We start from the raw sequence: 14,724 nt of genomic DNA, 5'->3' as shown, positions 1-14,724 counted from the left end.
GAATCCGCTGATGCCTACGTTGCGCGCGCTCGAGTGCCTGGTCGCGGTGCTGGACGCGGGATCGGTCACCGAGGCGGCCGCGCGGCTGCACCTCTCGCAGCCCGCGCTGTCCCACCAGATCGGCGCGCTCGAACGGGAACTGGGCGCGCCGGTGCTGGAACGGCTGCCCCGCGGGGTGCGGCCGACCGCGGTGGGCCGGGCCGTGGTCGAAGACGCGCGAGCCGCGCTGGCCGCCGCCGACCGCCTGGTCCGGACCGGCCGCGCGGTGGCCGGCGGGGGCGGCGGCACCCTGCGGATCGCGTGCGCGGAGACGATGACCGCCGGGCTGCTCGCGCCGGTGCTGCGGGCCTGGCACCGGCGCCGCCCGGACGTCGTGATCACGCTGACGGAGACCACGAGCGCGGACGCGCTGGTCAGGGCCCTGGAGGCGGGGGAAGCGGACGTCGCCGTCGGGCCGCGGCCGAGCCGCTGGAGCGGGCCGGCCGAAGTGGTGGGGCGCGAGGAGATCGTCGTCGCGCTGGCCGCCGACCACCCGCTCGCGACGCGGACCGCGCTGACGATGGCGGAGCTGGCCGAGCTGCCGGTGGTGCACTACCACCCGGACAACGGCCTCGGCGGCTGGCTGGACGAGGAGGCGGCGCGGCGCGGAAGCGCGCTCGGCGCGGTGATGCGGACGAAGCAGGCGGGGACGGCGGCTCAGCTCGCGGCGGCCGGGCTCGGCGTGGCCCTGGTCCCGACGACGGCCCTGACCCGCACCTTCGCCGGCGCGCTCCGGCGGCTGAAGCCGGCGTTGCACCGCGAAGTCGTCACGTTCACCGCGACGCCGTCGGATTCGCTCGTCCGGCGGTTTTCTTCGGACGTCACGCACCGTGGGATCACCGTGCCCGGTGTCCTGCTGGACAAACTCTCCTCAGGCACGCGTTAAGTCTTGGTGAATGTGACAGATTCCCGACGAAGGTTTTGTGCCATCCGGACGAACTTCTCTTGGACGCACCGATTTTGCTGTGCCATTCGCCAAAGTTTGGTTCCATCGGATAGCTTGCTCCTACCGGCCAGTACCGGTGGGTGGGGCCGATCGGGTGAGGCGATCAGCGGAGTATCGAGGGAAGTGGGACGACCATGCCGAAGCACCGGCCACGTCGCAAGAGCTCGCGCACGGTCCGCCGGGCCGCCGTCGCGCTCGCCGGTGGGGCGCTCGTCGTGCTGCCCACACTGACCACGGGCCTGCCCGCGCCGGTCGTGATCGCCGACGCCGGCACCAAGCTGCCCGACCAGGCGGCGCCGCTGCAGCAGCCGAACATCGTGATGCCGCCGATCGCCGTCGACGGCAGCCTGCCCCAGCCGCCGCTGCCGACACCGCTGGTCGTGCCGGGCGGGCGCGCCGGCTCGGCGGGCATCTCCGGGCCGGTCGGCATCCCGGCGAGCATGCTCAAGGCGTACCAGAACGCCGCCGCGATCCTCGCCAAGGAGCAGCCGAACTGCCACCTCGACTGGGCGCTGATCGCCAGCATCGGCCGGATCGAGTCGAACCACGCGCGCGGCGGGTACGTCAACGCCAACGGCGACACCCTGGAGCCGATCCTCGGCCCGGTGCTCAACGGCGCCGGCGCGTTCGCCGCGATCGCGGACACCGACGGCGGCAAGTACGACGGCGACCCGGTGTGGGACCGCGCGGTCGGCCCGACGCAGTTCATCCCGTCGACGTGGCGCGGGTACGCCTCCGACGGCAACGGCGACGGCGTGTCGAACCCGAACAACATCTACGACGAGGCGCTGGCCACCGCGCGTTACCTGTGCTCGGGCGGGCTCGACCTCTCGACCGACGCCGGGCAGCGCATCGCCGTGCGCCGCTACAACAACTCCCAGTCCTATGTGGACACGGTGATGGCGTGGGCAGCGGCCTACCGCGGCGGGGTGGCCCAGCTCCCCGACAGCGAGGTGCCCATCGGCGCGCCCGCCGCCCCGGACGCCGCCGCCGCGGGCGCCCCGGTCGGCGTCCCCGCCCCGCCGGCGCCGCCGGTGACCGCGCAGCCGCCGGGCTCGCTGCCCGGCACGTCGACCCCGCCGACCAGTAGCAGCAGCCCGACGTCGAGCACGCCGACGTCGACCAAACCGACGTCCACGAACCCGACCACGCCGACGACGCCCACCACGCCGCCGCCCGCGACCAGCACCACGACCACCCCGCCGCCGAGCACCACCGCCACCACGCCGGCGGACTCGGCGAGCACGCCGACCGAAACCAGCACGACGACGAGCCCGGCGGGGTGAGCCCGGTGGAGCCGTTCCTCGTGCACATCCGCTGCGACACCGACGGTTACACCCACGCCGTCACCGAGGACGAGTTCGCGGCGGGCCGGCACGACGGACGGTTCCGCGCGGTGTGCGGCCACGTGGTGCTGGCCGCCCCGATGATCGAGGCGCCCGGCCGGTTCGACCCGGTCTGCCGCGACGTCCTGCGTGGGGACACGACGTTGCCGGAGCCGGCGGTGCCCCGGCAGGAGCGGCGCCGGTCGAGGTGGCGCGTCCGCCGCTAGCGTCGTGAGTGGTAATTCGGGTTAGAACCCTACTTATCACTCACGAGGGCTTCGATGCCGTCCAGCATGCGGTTCAGGCCGAACTCGTACGCCGACTCGCCCTGGGTCTTCGCGCTCTCGTCGAACCCGCCGCCGAGCCAGATCCGGTTCATCGACGGGTGCGCGTCGACCACGAAGTAGTTCTCCCAGAACGAAGACCGCTGGTGCCACCAGGACTCGGTCGACTGCCCGGTGCTGCGCTCCAGCCGCGTGTTCTCCGCGCCGAGCGCGGCGTTCGCGTCGACGTACGTACCGATCCCGTTGGCCGCAGCCACTGCCTGCCGCGGCGGCAAACCCAGTTCGTCCATGATGGACAGCAGGTACTCCTGTCCGGCCAGCTGACCCGGGCCCAAAGGCGGCCGGACGCGCGAAACCTCGCACAGCCACGAGTGGTTCCGGTACGCCTCGCGGGTCCGCCGGGCATACAACGCCACCTGCTCGCGCCAGTCCCGCGGCCGCGGCTCGCCCGGGCCGGGCAGCCGCCGCTCGACGAGCACGTCGTCGACCATCAGGTCGACCAGCTCGGCCTTGCCGGGCACGTAGGTGTAGAGCGTCATCGTGCCCGCGCCGAGCTCCTTGGCGACCCGGTGCATCGACGCGGCGGCCAGCCCGTCGGCGTCCGCGACCGTGATCGCGGCAGCGACGATCCGCTCGATCGTCAGCGTCGGACGGCGGCCCCGGGTCGGTTCGGCCGCGCCGCCCCGGGCGCGCCAGAGCAGCGCGAGCGTCCGGTCGACGTCGTCGGCGCCAGTGCGTTCGGCGGTCATGCGTTCCCCTCGCTCCTCCGCCCGGGAGACTACCCTGGGAAGCGGACGAGGGGGTGTGAGGAGATGACCCGACGCAAGCCGCCCAAGGTGTCCTTCCGCTGGTGGGTGGACCGCCAGATCGGCGAAGCCCACGACCGCGGCGAGTTCGACGACCTGCCCGGCGCCGGCAAGCCGCTGCCGAGGCCCACCGGCAACGACGCCGCCACCGACTGGGTGCTCCGGCAGGTCCGCGCCGGCGGCCACGACACGAAGGCGTTGCTGCCGCCGGCGCTCGCGCTCAAGCGCGAAGTGCAGGACCTGCCCGAAAAGCTCGCCGGGCAGCGGACCGAACGGGACGTGCGGGAGCTCGTCGAAGACCTCAACACGCGGATCCGCCAGGCCTACCTCAACCACCACACCGGCCCGCCGCTCACCGTGGCGTTCGTGGACGCCGAGGAAGCCGTCGAGAACTGGCGACGCCTACGAGCCGCGTCGTAACAACGCCCGCTCGGCCGCGCTCCACGCGGTGGTGGTGAGCAGGTAGATCCCGGCGGCCTGCGGCACGATCAGCGTCGCCAGCACGGTGCCGTAGGGCAGCAGCCGCAAGAGCTTCCCGCCGGGCACCTCGGCGGTGGTGTCGCGGTGGCGGTCCTGCCAGCGCACCGAGAACCACGCGACCACCGCGAGCCCGGCCGCGATCACGAACACGAGCGGGCTGCCGGCCAGGCCGTGCGCGCCCAGCGGCGTCCCGAACAAGGTCGCGCCGAGCAGCGAGTTGGGCTCGCCGCCGATCGTCGCCGTGGTGAAGAGCCGGTACATGATCGTGAAGAACGGCAGCTGCAGCAGCATCGGCAGGCAGCCGACGAACAGCGACGTCCCGGACTCCTGCTGCAGTTTGGTCATCTCCGCGGCCAGCCGTTCGCGGTCCTTCCCGTGCTTCTCCTGGAGTGCCCGGATTTCGGGCATCAGGACGGCCCGGGCGCGTTCGCCGCGGGCCGCCGACCGGGCGAGCGGGTGCAGCAGAAGCCGCACGCCGAGGGTGAACAGGACGATGGCCAGCGCGGTGGACAGCGGGCCGGTGAACGCCGTGGCCGCGAGCAGCCAGTGGATCAGGTGGTACGCGCCGGAAACGGGCACGTCGAGAAAGCCGAACATGGGCAGCACTCCGCACGAGTGGAAGGAACGGGGGTACGCGGAATGGCTGCGTCGAAGAAGGTTCCTACGCAGCCGTGCTGCGGAACCCGGGTGCTCGTGGCCTGCTTCGCCCGGCTCTGCCGGGATCGCGGAGCCGGATCGACTCGGCGCGCCGGGCCCGGCGGCGCAGGGCGGTGGCGCGGCTGCGCACCGGCGCCGACCAGAGGGCGAGCTCACTGCGGTGGGTGCTGCCGACCAGCAGCACGACCAGGAGGCTCGCGGCGGCGAGGGAGGCGAAGGCGACCAGCGCGGTCGGGCTGGCCACGACGGGGAACGCCAGCTCCAGCAACGTGTTCACGGCAGCCGTCCCCCTTCCCTCCGCTCCAGGGTAGCCGAAGTGCTAACAGCCCGATGGGCTGTAACCTGGTTCGATGAGAGGCCAACTAGTCGTCGTGCCGATCCTGGCGCTGCTCCTGCTCTTCGGCGTGCCGTGGTGGACGCTCGTCCTCGCGCCGGACTGGGGCACCGCCGGCACGATCGCCGGCACCGCGGTGCTGGCCGCGGGCCTGGTCACGATGCCGGTCGCGATGGTCTTCGGGCACGGGAAGCGCCAGCGTGACGGCGGCGCCCGGCTCGGCGACTCCCTGCTGGCCGTGATCTGGGTGCTGTTCAGCTGGTCGATCCTGAGCCTGGTGCTGCGGGTCGCGCTGCTGGGCGTCGACGACCCGGCGCGGTCGCGGATCGTCGCGGGCGCGACCCTGCTGGTCGCGGCCGGCCTGCTCGTGCACGGGAACCGCGTCGCGATGCGGGTGCCGCCGGTGAAGGCGACCGACGTGGTCGTCCCGCGGCTCGGCCCGGGCCTCGACGGCCTGCGCGTCGCGGTGCTGACGGACACGCACTTCGGCCCGATCGACCGGACGAAGTGGTCGGAGAAGGTCGTCGCCGCGGTGAACGCCCTGGACGCGGACGTCGTCTGCCACGCCGGCGACCTCGCCGACGGCGCGGTGGCGAAGCGCCGCAAGCAGGTCGACCCGCTGGGCGGCGTCCAGGCCGCGCTCGGGCGGTTCTACATCACCGGCAACCACGAGTACTTCGGCGAGGCGCAGGCCTGGCTCGACCACATGGCCGGCCTCGGCTGGGACACGCTGCACAACCGCTCGACGCTCCTCGAGCGCGGCGGCGACCGGATCCTGTTCGCCGGCATCGACGACCCGACGGGCACGTCGTCCGGCCTGCCCGGCCACGGCCCCGACCTCGAGCGCGCCCTGGCCGACCGCCCGGCCGACGTCCCGGTGGTGCTCCTGGCCCACCAGCCCAAGCAGGTGACCCAGGCCCGCGAGGCGGCGGTCGACCTGCAGATCTCCGGCCACACACACGGCGGCCAGATCTGGCCGTTCCACCTGCTGGTGCGGCTCGACCAGCCGACGCTGTCCGGCCTGACCCGCCACGGCCCGACCCAGCTGTACAACAGCCGGGGCACCGGGTTCTGGGGGCCGCCGTTCCGGATCTTCGCGCCGAGCGAGATCACGCTCCTCACCCTGCGCGCGGCCTGACCTCGTCTGAAGGTGGCCTTGGGCGCTCGACGCGCCAAGGCCACCTCTGGGCCACTCCGCCACCGACAAGTTTTTTTGTCTTGACAGTTTCGATCGTCGGATGCCAGGCTGTCCGCCATGACCACCACCGCGATCCGCCCCCAGTCCCTCACCCCTTCGACCACTCGCACCCTCCTGACCTGCGGGATCCTCGCCGGACCCGTCTTCGTCCTCACCGGACTGCTCCAAGCCGTGACCCGGGCCGGTTTCGACCTGACCCGGCACCCGGCGAGCGTCCTGTCGAACGGGTCGCTCGGCTGGGTCCAGATCACGAACTTCGTCGTCACCGGCGTGCTCACGCTCGCGGCCGCCGCCGGGATCCGGCGGGCCCTGCCCGGCCGGTGGGGGCCGAGACTGCTCGCCGTCTACGGCGTCAGCCTGATCTGCGCCGGCGCCTTCCGCGCCGACCCGCAGGACGGCTTCCCGCTCGGCACGCCGGCCGGGCCGCCCGCGTCGGTCAGCTGGCACGGCACGCTGCACTTCGTCTGCGGCGGGATCGGCTTCGCCGCCCTGGTCGCGGCCTGTTTCGCGATCGGTTCGCACCTCACGCCCGCCCGGGCGTGGTACTCGCGGATCAGCGGGTTGGCGTTCCTCGTAGGCTTCGCGGGCGTAGCGTCCGGATCGACGAGCCCGGCCGTCATCCTCGGCTTCTGGGCGGCCGTCGTGATCGCCTGGACGTGGCTCGCGACGACGTCCGCCCACCTGATCCGGCGCCCCGTCGCCTGAAAGGAGAACTCCCATGAGCACGACGGTTTCCGCCGACGGCACGAAGATCGCCTACACCCGCACGGGGTCCGGCCCCGCGCTCGTCCTCGTCGACGGCGCGATGAGCTACCGCGGCTCGTCCCCCAACGACGCGCTCGCGAAGGAGCTCGCCGGGCAGTTCACGGTGTACACCTACGACCGCCGCGGCCGGGGCGAAAGCACCGAAGGCGGGCCGTACTCGGTCGAGCGTGAGGTCGAGGACCTCGCCGCGCTCGCCAAGGAGGCGGGCGGCGAGGTGTTCCTGTTCGGCATCTCCTCCGGCGCCGGGCTCGCGCTCGAGGCGGCCCGCAGCCTCCCGGTGACGAAGCTGGCGCTGTACGAACCCCCGTTCGTCGTCGACGACACGCGCCCCCGCGTCCCGGCCGACTACCCGGCCCGGCTCGACGCGGCGCTGAGCGCGGGGAAGCGCGGCAAGGCGGTCAAGATGTTCATGACCGAAGGGGTCGGCCTCGGCAAGGCGACGGTCGCGACGATGCGGATCATGCCGTTCTGGGGCAAGCTCAAGAAGGTGGCCCACACGATCCCGTACGACACGGCGGTGATGGGCGACCACCAGTCGGGCAACCCCCTGCCGGCGGCCTGGCCCGAGGTGAAGGTCCCGACCCTGGCCATCGACGGCGACCGCAGCCCGGCCTGGATGCGCAACGGCGTGGCGTCGCTGGCGAAGGTCCTGCCGTCGGCGAAGTACCGGACACTGCCGGGCCAGACGCACATCGTGAAGGCCCCGGCGTTGGCTCCGGTCCTGGCGAAGTTCTTCCTCGGCTAGCCGGCGATCACCCGGACCCAGACAGGAAAGGGCGGCAGCGCCGGCTCGGGCTCCTCCGTGGACACGGGTTCGAGCGCGCTCCACGGCACGGAACCGGGGCTCGGGTCGGCGAGGAAAGCTTCCACGATCGGCCCGAGTTCGCCGACCGGCTCGTACTCGGCCCCGAAGGGCAGCTCGCCGGGGCCGAGCGACGACAGCGAGGCCTTGAGGGCGCCGACCTGCTCGTCGTGCCAGACGTAGAAAGTCGCGGGCCCGCCGAGGGACGAGGCCACGGCTTCGAACGCGGCGACGACACGGTCACCCGGCAGCTCCGCCCGCTGCTCCGGGGACGCCCCGACGTGCCAGGTGTTCTGCCGGGCTTCGGCGAGGGGATCCCCGGGAGCCAGCAGGTACTCCTCGGTGGCCAGCTCCGCGATGAAATCCAGCAGCACCGAGCCAGTATGTCCGGCAGGATCGATCTCGTGCGCATCCTTATTGTCGACGCCGACATCACGACCCTAGCGGTCGACGTGGTGGTCAACGCGGCCAACTCGTCGCTGCTCGGCGGCGGCGGGGTCGACGGGGCCATCCACCGCAAGGGTGGCCCCGAGATCCTCGCCGAGTGCCGGAAGCTGCGGGCCGGGCACTACGGGAAAGGCCTCAAGACCGGCCAGGCCGTCGCGACCACCGCCGGGAACCTGCCCGCCCGGTGGGTCGTGCACACCGTCGGCCCGGTGTGGTCGGATTCCGAGGACCGCTCCGGGCTCCTCGCCGACTGCCACCGCAACTCGCTGAAGGTCGCCGGGGAGCTCGGCGCGAAGACGGTCGCCTTCCCCGCCATCTCCACCGGGATCTACCGCTGGCCGCTCGAGTCGGCCGCGGGGATCGCGCTGGCGACGGTCACCGAGGCCGAGCCCGGTCCGATCGAGGAGATCGTCTTCGCCCTGCGCGGAGAAGCGGCCCTCGCCGCCTTTCGGGCTCGTCACACCTCCCTTGCCTGAGCGATCACCCACCGGGCAGGGTGCAAACGTGCCCACCCGCGCCCTGGTCTTCGACTTCGACGGGACCCTCGCCGACACCGAGTCCGCCGTCCTTCGCTCCTGGCAGGAAACCTTCCGGGCGCACGGGACCGAACTGCCGCTCGACGCCTGGTACGCCGTCATCGGCACGCAGCACACCACGCCCGCGATGTTCGACCTGCTCGCCGAGCTCGTTCCGGGCGTCGACACCGAGGCGCTGCGGCCGCGGACCAAGGCCCGGGTCTTCGAGCTGCTCGAAACCCTCGGGCCTCGCGACGGCGTCCGGAGCTACCTCGACTCGGCCAAGGCGCACGGCCTCAAGCTGGCCGTCGCCTCCAGCTCGTCCGGGGGCTGGGTGAACCCGCACCTCGAACGGCTCGGCATCGCGGGCTACTTCGACGCCGTGCTCACCGGGGACCGCCACAAGGCGAAGCCCGACCCGGACCTCTACCTGGCCGCGATCGCCGCACTGGACACAGCCGCGAACGAAGCCATCGCCTTCGAGGACACTCCGCACGGCGTCACCGCCGCCAAGGCCGCCGGACTGACCTGCGTCGCCGTGCCGAACGCCATCACCGAGAGCCTCGACTTCGGGCGGGCGGACGTCGTGCTGCCGTCGTTCACCGCCAAGCCGCTCGAGGACCTACTGACCCGCTAGCGCGAGCAGCCGGTCCAGGAACGGCAGCTGGCCCTTCAGCAGCTTCTCGCGCGCCACCTCGAGCGGGAACCATTCGACCCGGTCCACCTCGGGGAACTCCTGCTGCCGGCCCGAGCGCGGGGGCCACTCCATGCTGAACGTCCCGGGCACCACCGCCGCCGGGTCGAGGTCGGCCTCGACCGCCCACGCCGTCACGACCTTGCCGCCCGACTGCTTCACCTCGCCCAACAGCACGTACTCACCCGAAGGCGCGGGCAGGCCCAGCTCCTCTTCGAACTCGCGCCGCGCGGCCGCCTGCGGCTCCTCGTCCGGCTCGAGCTCGCCCTTCGGCAGCGACCACGCCGCCGCGTCCTTCTTCGCCCAGAACGGCCCGCCCATGTGCCCGAGCAGCACTTCGACGGCCTCGCCCCGCCCGCGGTGGAGCAGGAGCCCGGCACTGCGTTTGCCCGCCATCCACCCAGTCTGCCGAAACCCCGCGAAAAAAGTTCCGCGGGGTTGTCGATCCGGCGGGAACCCACTCGACGCGTAGGCAGAAGGCAAGGAAGAACCCAGGGAAGGAACCCCAAATGACCACCACGATCGCCCCCAAGACCCAGACCGCCGCCACCCGCACCGAGACCAAGACCGCTCCGGTGACCGGCCTGGTCGTCTCCGCGAGCCGGATCGTGATCTCGTTCCTGTTCGGCTTCCACGGCCTGCAGGGATTCGGCTTCTTCGGTGGCGTCGACGGCCAGGGCGGCGGCGGGGTCCCGTTCGGCTCGTTCCCCGGCTGGTGGGGCAGCGTCTTCGAGCTCGTCGGCGCCCTGTTCCTGCTGGTCGGGCTGGCCAGCAGGCCCGCCGCGCTGCTGCTGTCCGGTGTGATGGCCTACGCCTACTTCACCGTGCACGCCCCGATGGGCCTGCTGCCGCTGCAGAACATGGGCGAGCCCGCCGCCGTCTACGCGTGGATCTTCCTGCTGTTCGCCGCGATCGGCCCGGGCCGCTACGCCGTCGACACGCTCATCAAGCGTCGCCGGTAGAAGACCCCCGAGCGCGGTCCTGTGAACCTCATTCAGCCGTCGGCCGGCGCAACGGTCACTACGTGCGAGCGCGTTGCGATCCGTAGCGCCGGCCTGACCGGAATGAGGTTCAATCAGTACCCGCCCTGGGCGGCTGCCAGGTCGGACCGCGCCATCACGTGTTCCATCAGGCTGGTGAGCACCTGCTTCGTCGACTCCCGCTCGCGGGCGTCGCACAGCAGCAGCGGGACGTCCATGCCGACGTCGAGCGCCTGCCGGACCTCCTCGGTGCCGTAGCGGTACGCGCCGTCGAAGCAGTTCACGCCGACGACGAACGGCAGGTTCCGGCGCTCGAAGAAGTCCACCGCCGCGAAGCAGCTGTCCAGCCGGCGGGTGTCGGCCAGCACGACGGCGCCGAGCGCGCCCTCCGCCAGCTCGTCCCACATGAACCAGAACCGGTCCTGCCCGGGCGTGCCGAACAGGTACAGGATCAGGTCGGGGTTGATCGTGATGCGGCCGAAGTCCAGCGCGACCGTCGTGGTCGTCTTCTGCTCGATGCCCGACAGGTCGTCGACACCCTCGGACGCGGTGGTGATGACCTCTTCGGTGCGCAGCGGCGGCACTTCGCTCACCGAGGCGACCATCGTGGTCTTGCCGACCCCGAAGCCGCCGGCGATGAGCACCTTGACCGCGGTCGCGGTCAGGTTCCGCCGGGGATCAGAGTTTCCGGATGCCATCAAGAACCGCCTGGAGTACGTGTTTGTTGGGGGATTCGTGCGCCGGCGCCGCGGTACGGAACAGCACCAGGTTCTGCTCGATCAGATCGCTCAGCATCACCTTCACCACGGGCAGCGGGAGATCGACCCGCGCGGCCACCTCGGCCACCGACACCGGCCGCTGGCACAGGGCGATGATCCGCGCGTACTCCGGTTCGAGCATGCCCGCTTCGTGCGCCGTGCGCAGCGCGACCACCAGCGTGATGAGGTCGAGCCCCAGGGTGTCCGACCGCGTGCGGCCGCCCGTGACCGCGTAGGACCGGACCAGGGGGCCGGCCTCGTCGTCGAACCAGGCTTCGTGCCGTCCGCTCATGGCGACGTGGGCTGGACGCCGGCGCCGGTCCGCGGAGCCGAGGTGAGTACCTGCCCGACCCGCTTCACCATCAGGTTCATCTCGTACGCGACGAGGCCCATGTCCGCGTCTTCCCGCGCCAGGAGGGCGAGGCAGGCGCCCCGCCCCGCGGCCGTCACGAACAGGAACGCGTGGTCCATCTCGACCATCGTCTGACGGACGTTGCCGCCGCCGAAGTGCCGCCCGGTGCCGCGCGCCAGGCTCTGGAACGCCGAAGCCACCGCCGAGAGGTGCTCGGCGTCCTCCTCGGAGAGGTTCCCGGACCTCCCGATGAGCAGGCCGTCCGAGGACAGGACCACCGCGCGATCCGCCCCGGCGACCCGTTTGACGAGGTCGTCCAGCAGCCAGTCGAGCTCACTGACGCCTGAGTTGGCCATTACTCGCGCTCTCCGTACCTGTCGTCGTTCTCGGCGGGTTCCTCGTCACGGGCCCGGCGGGTGCCCTGCTGGAAGGCGGACAGCCTGCTGCGGGCGGCCTCCGGCGAATCCAGCCTGACCTCTTCGCGTTCCTGTGCGGGCCTATCTTCCTTCAACTGAGGAACGAGGTTCTGCTGGCGTCGCCGTTGCGGCAGCGGCGGGCGGCCGGGCGCCTCCGGGCGGCGCGGCTGCTGCGGCCGTCCTTCGGGCACCGAGGCCCGCGGCTCCTGCGGCGGCCACACCGGCTGCTGCGCGGCCGGGCGCGCCGGGCGCGCGGGCCGGGACGGCGGGGAGGGCGGCCGGACCGGGGCCACCGGCTGCGCCTGGGTCGGCTGGGCCTGCGTCGGCTGGCTCACCGGCTCGGAGACGACGCCGACCGGGACCGGCGTCGGCGCGGACGGCGGCTGCTGCACCGGGGCCGGCGGGGCCACGGGTGCCGGCGGGACGGCCATCGGCGGCTCGGTGCGGTGGCGCGCCGGGCGGCGCGGCTGCCGCTTGAGCGGCATGACCTCGTCGTTGCCGTCGGCCTCGACCGGGTTCGGCACGAGCTCCGGCTTCGGCGGGGTGATCGGCTGCTCCGGCTCGGACTCCGCCAAGGGAGCCAGCAGGTCGGTGCGCACCAGCACGATGGCCCGGGTGCCGCCGTAGGCCGACTCCCGCAGGTGCACCTGGATGCCGTGGCGGGCGGCCAGCCGCGCGACCACGAACAGGCCCAGGCGCGGCTCGTCCGACAGCGCCATGATCCCGAAGTCCGGCGGGTCGGCCAGCATCACGTTGATCTCTTCGGTCTGGTCCGGCTCGAGCCCGAGGCCCTGGTCCTCGACCTCGATCACGACACCCTTGCCGACCACGTTGCCGCGGACCTCGACCCGCGACTGCGGCGGGGAGAACGACGTCGCGTTGTCGATCAGCTCGGCGAGCAGGTGCACGAGGTCGCCGACGACGGGACCGCGGACGGCGATCTGCGGCAGCGCCGCCGTCTTGACCCGGGCGAAGTCCTCGGTCTCGGCGGACGCGCCGCGGACCAGCTCGGCCAGCCCGACCGGGTTGCGCCACTGCCGGCCCGGCTGCCCGCCGCCGAGGATGATCAGGTTCTCGGCGTTGCGGCGGGCGCGGGTGGAGAGGTGGTCGAGCTGGAACAGCGTGTCCAGCTGCTCCGGGTCCTCCTGCTTGCGCTCGGCCTGGTCGAGCACCTTGAGCTGGCGGTGCACGATGACCTGGCTGCGGTGGGCGATGTTGAGGAACACCGTCTTGGTGCCCTCACGGGTCTTGGCCTCGTCGATGGCGGCCGCGATGGCGGTCTGCTGCGCCTTGTTGAACGCGTCGGCGACCTGGCCGATCTCGTCGGTGCCGTGGTCGAGGAAGTGCCCGCCCTCTTCGAGGTCGACGGGCTCGCCCGCGCGGACCCGGGCGACCAGCTCGGGCAGCCGGACCTCGGCCGCGTCGAGGGTGTCCTCGCGCAGCCGGTGCAGCCGGCCGATGAGCCGGTTCGACAGCCGGACGGCGACGAACACCACGAAGACCGCGAACAGCACGGCGATCACACCGGCGATCAGCGACTCGGTGAACGTCGAGTCGGCGTCGTTGATCGCGGCCTGGCTGGCGTTGGAGCTCTGCAGCACGAAGATGCCGGACAGGGCGTCGCCGACCAGCCGGGCGCTCGTGCGCCACTGGTCCTGCGCCACCGGCAGCTTGGTCAGGTCACCGCGCAGGAAAGCGGTTTCGACCTGGGTCACCGTCTGCCACGGCTGGCTCGCCAGCAGCTGGTCGTACTTCGCCTTGACCTCGGGGATCATCTTCGGCGCCGACGCGTCGAGCTGCGCGTGGTAGGCGCCGACCTGGCCGACGTAGGTGCGGAAGTCCTCGTTGCTCAGCCCGCCCGCGGCGAGCCCGGCGGCGGCGAGCGCGTCACTGCGCTGCATCTCTTCGGCCGCGGTGAACATCGGGATCGCGGTCAGCCGGTCGAACGCGTTCTGCGCGCCACGGGCGTTCTGCGCGAGCCCGGCCAGGCCGTCGGTGAACTGGTCGATGATCTTGTTGTAGAAGGTGTACGCCTGGCCGATCTGGATCTGGCCGCTGTCGACCGCCTGCCGCGTCTGCGGCAGCTGCTGGAAGAGCCCGAAGAACGTGGCGATGTTCTTCTGCACGCTCGGCGGGGTGTCGTCGTAACCCGCGAAGCTGTCCTTCAGGTACTCGATCGTCTTCGCGGCGTTCTGGTCCGTCTTCGGGCGGACGGCCGCGAGCACCGCGCGCTGGTTGCCCTGACCCGCGAGCAGGCTCAGGGTCGCCTGGCGCTCTTGCTGCAGCGCGCCGAAGAACGGGATCGACGGGGCTTCCGAGCCCCGGATCCGGTTGACGTAGTCACGGCCCGTGACGGCGTCGTAGATGAGGTAGCCGGCGAGGGCCACGCCCACGAGGAGCAGGGCCACACTGGGGATGAGCGCGATCGTGAGCACGCGCTTCCGAATCGAGGATCCCCGGTTGCGTCGAAGAGAAATCTGCTTCACCTGGGTCCGTTTTCCTTCCGGCAGTACATGGTTTCGGGTCGCCCGAGGCGGTCAACACCCGGATTCCGACCAGCCGGATCAACATCACCGTGGTCTGCTTCGCCCGCGACGACGTTAGGCAGCCCTCCAGGGCGCGTCAAGTCCGTGGCGATAACGTGATCTTGGAACGGTGACCCTTCCACACTTGCTGCCTGCGCTTGGAAAGTCCACCACCGAAAGTCGTGACGTTCGTCCCAGCGCTACTTCCGTTCCGTGGCAAAGGTGCACGCTGTGACCGACGGTCGTTCGCGCCCCGCCCGGCGCTGGGTCCGCTACGGACGAACGCGGTGAATCGTTCGGTGAGAAAGGTCACGGGCCCGCCGGCGCGGGACCCCATGCCCGCTTCGTTCGGGCCAACGGCCTTCCGGAAAGCGGAAATGCACGGCGTTCGACATCTTCGC

At 71.8% G+C, this 14,724-nt stretch carries 19 protein-coding genes; 10 read left to right on the top strand and 9 right to left on the bottom strand.

Annotated features, from left to right (window positions below):
• Positions 1 to 10: 10 nt before the first annotated feature.
• The 3 genes from ACZ63J_RS27865 (at position 11) to ACZ63J_RS27855 (ending at position 2,537) form a co-directional block, all read left to right on the top strand.
• Positions 11 to 925, top strand: coding sequence for a LysR family transcriptional regulator (locus ACZ63J_RS27865; RefSeq protein WP_465402122.1), 915 nt, complete (start codon positions 11 to 13; stop codon positions 923 to 925).
• A gap of 194 nt (positions 926 to 1,119) precedes the next feature.
• Entirely contained in the window at positions 1,120 to 2,271 is a 1,152-nt protein-coding gene (locus ACZ63J_RS27860) for a lytic transglycosylase domain-containing protein (protein ID WP_465402123.1), read from the top strand.
• 5 nt (positions 2,272 to 2,276) lie between these two features.
• Positions 2,277 to 2,537: a hypothetical protein gene (locus tag ACZ63J_RS27855; RefSeq protein ID WP_465336464.1), complete on the top strand. Its 261-nt coding sequence runs from the start codon at positions 2,277 to 2,279 to the stop codon at positions 2,535 to 2,537.
• 29 nt (positions 2,538 to 2,566) lie between these two features.
• Here ACZ63J_RS27855 and ACZ63J_RS27850 read toward each other — a convergent pair whose 3' ends face one another.
• A complete protein-coding gene (locus ACZ63J_RS27850) occupies positions 2,567 to 3,343 on the bottom strand; it encodes a TetR/AcrR family transcriptional regulator (RefSeq protein WP_465402124.1) in 777 nt (258 codons plus the stop codon).
• A gap of 63 nt (positions 3,344 to 3,406) precedes the next feature.
• On the opposite strand from ACZ63J_RS27850, the gene ACZ63J_RS27845 reads away from it, so the two are divergent.
• On the top strand, positions 3,407 to 3,820 hold the full coding sequence (locus tag ACZ63J_RS27845) for a DnaJ family domain-containing protein (RefSeq protein ID WP_465402126.1): 414 nt from the start codon (positions 3,407 to 3,409) through the stop codon (positions 3,818 to 3,820).
• Here ACZ63J_RS27845 and ACZ63J_RS27840 read toward each other — a convergent pair.
• Together ACZ63J_RS27840 and ACZ63J_RS27835 are read right to left on the bottom strand one after the other, a co-directional pair.
• Entirely contained in the window at positions 3,803 to 4,477 is a 675-nt protein-coding gene (locus ACZ63J_RS27840) for a YidC/Oxa1 family membrane protein insertase (protein WP_465402128.1), read from the bottom strand. The two genes, ACZ63J_RS27845 and ACZ63J_RS27840, sit on opposite strands and share 18 nt — an antisense overlap.
• 64 nt (positions 4,478 to 4,541) lie before the next feature.
• Entirely contained in the window at positions 4,542 to 4,814 is a 273-nt protein-coding gene (locus tag ACZ63J_RS27835) for a DUF6412 domain-containing protein (RefSeq protein WP_465402129.1), read from the bottom strand.
• A 73-nt stretch (positions 4,815 to 4,887) separates the two neighbouring features.
• Between ACZ63J_RS27835 and ACZ63J_RS27830 the strand changes: the two genes are divergently transcribed.
• The 3 genes from ACZ63J_RS27830 (at position 4,888) to ACZ63J_RS27820 (ending at position 7,579) form a co-directional block, all read left to right on the top strand.
• Positions 4,888 to 6,009: a metallophosphoesterase gene (locus ACZ63J_RS27830; protein ID WP_465402131.1), complete on the top strand. Its 1,122-nt coding sequence runs from the start codon at positions 4,888 to 4,890 to the stop codon at positions 6,007 to 6,009.
• A gap of 117 nt (positions 6,010 to 6,126) precedes the next feature.
• Positions 6,127 to 6,774, top strand: coding sequence for a DUF998 domain-containing protein (locus tag ACZ63J_RS27825; protein ID WP_465402132.1), 648 nt, complete (start codon positions 6,127 to 6,129; stop codon positions 6,772 to 6,774).
• Positions 6,775 to 6,787: 13 nt separating this feature from the next.
• Entirely contained in the window at positions 6,788 to 7,579 is a 792-nt protein-coding gene (locus tag ACZ63J_RS27820; RefSeq protein ID WP_465402134.1) for an alpha/beta fold hydrolase, read from the top strand.
• Here the strand turns inward: ACZ63J_RS27820 and ACZ63J_RS27815 are convergent.
• A complete protein-coding gene (locus ACZ63J_RS27815; protein ID WP_465402136.1) occupies positions 7,576 to 8,010 on the bottom strand; it encodes a hypothetical protein in 435 nt (144 codons plus the stop codon). The two genes, ACZ63J_RS27820 and ACZ63J_RS27815, sit on opposite strands and share 4 nt — an antisense overlap.
• Positions 8,011 to 8,019: 9 nt before the next feature.
• On the opposite strand from ACZ63J_RS27815, the gene ACZ63J_RS27810 reads away from it, so the two are divergent.
• Together ACZ63J_RS27810 and ACZ63J_RS27805 are read left to right on the top strand one after the other, a co-directional pair.
• Positions 8,020 to 8,559 (top strand): O-acetyl-ADP-ribose deacetylase, encoded by a 540-nt coding sequence (locus tag ACZ63J_RS27810; protein WP_465402138.1) that lies wholly within the window; start codon positions 8,020 to 8,022, stop codon positions 8,557 to 8,559.
• Positions 8,560 to 8,587: 28 nt separating this feature from the next.
• Positions 8,588 to 9,235 (top strand): HAD family hydrolase, encoded by a 648-nt coding sequence (locus ACZ63J_RS27805; RefSeq protein ID WP_465402140.1) that lies wholly within the window; start codon positions 8,588 to 8,590, stop codon positions 9,233 to 9,235.
• Here the strand turns inward: ACZ63J_RS27805 and ACZ63J_RS27800 are convergent.
• On the bottom strand, positions 9,221 to 9,688 hold the full coding sequence (locus ACZ63J_RS27800; RefSeq protein WP_465402142.1) for an NUDIX hydrolase: 468 nt from the start codon (positions 9,686 to 9,688) through the stop codon (positions 9,221 to 9,223). The genes ACZ63J_RS27805 and ACZ63J_RS27800 overlap by 15 nt on opposite strands.
• Positions 9,689 to 9,801: 113 nt before the next feature.
• Between ACZ63J_RS27800 and ACZ63J_RS27795 the strand changes: the two genes are divergently transcribed.
• Complete coding sequence (locus tag ACZ63J_RS27795; RefSeq protein WP_465439661.1) at positions 9,802 to 10,254, top strand: DoxX family protein; 453 nt, start codon at positions 9,802 to 9,804, stop codon at positions 10,252 to 10,254.
• 113 nt (positions 10,255 to 10,367) lie between these two features.
• Here ACZ63J_RS27795 and ACZ63J_RS27790 read toward each other — a convergent pair whose 3' ends face one another.
• The 4 genes from ACZ63J_RS27790 to ACZ63J_RS27775 are packed head-to-tail and all read right to left on the bottom strand — an operon-like array spanning position 10,368 to position 14,233.
• The gene (locus ACZ63J_RS27790) at positions 10,368 to 10,970 is read right to left on the bottom strand and encodes a GTP-binding protein (RefSeq protein ID WP_465303097.1); all 603 of its coding nucleotides are present in this window, start codon (positions 10,968 to 10,970) and stop codon (positions 10,368 to 10,370) included.
• On the bottom strand, positions 10,951 to 11,322 hold the full coding sequence (locus ACZ63J_RS27785) for a DUF742 domain-containing protein (RefSeq protein WP_465303095.1): 372 nt from the start codon (positions 11,320 to 11,322) through the stop codon (positions 10,951 to 10,953). Before ACZ63J_RS27785 ends, ACZ63J_RS27790 begins: the two co-directional genes overlap by 20 nt.
• Positions 11,319 to 11,738: a roadblock/LC7 domain-containing protein gene (locus ACZ63J_RS27780; protein ID WP_395925796.1), complete on the bottom strand. Its 420-nt coding sequence runs from the start codon at positions 11,736 to 11,738 to the stop codon at positions 11,319 to 11,321. The genes ACZ63J_RS27785 and ACZ63J_RS27780 overlap by 4 nt, the downstream gene beginning before the upstream one ends.
• Positions 11,738 to 14,233, bottom strand: a complete 2,496-nt coding sequence (locus tag ACZ63J_RS27775) for a sensor histidine kinase (protein ID WP_465402146.1) — start codon at positions 14,231 to 14,233, stop codon at positions 11,738 to 11,740. Before ACZ63J_RS27775 ends, ACZ63J_RS27780 begins: the two co-directional genes overlap by 1 nt.
• Positions 14,234 to 14,724 lie beyond the last annotated feature (491 nt).

The sequence above is a fragment of the Amycolatopsis sp. NPDC104863 genome (genome assembly GCF_055582965.1).
Note: the sequence above shows the minus strand (reverse complement) of the source record. Positions and strands in the feature narration are given on the sequence as shown.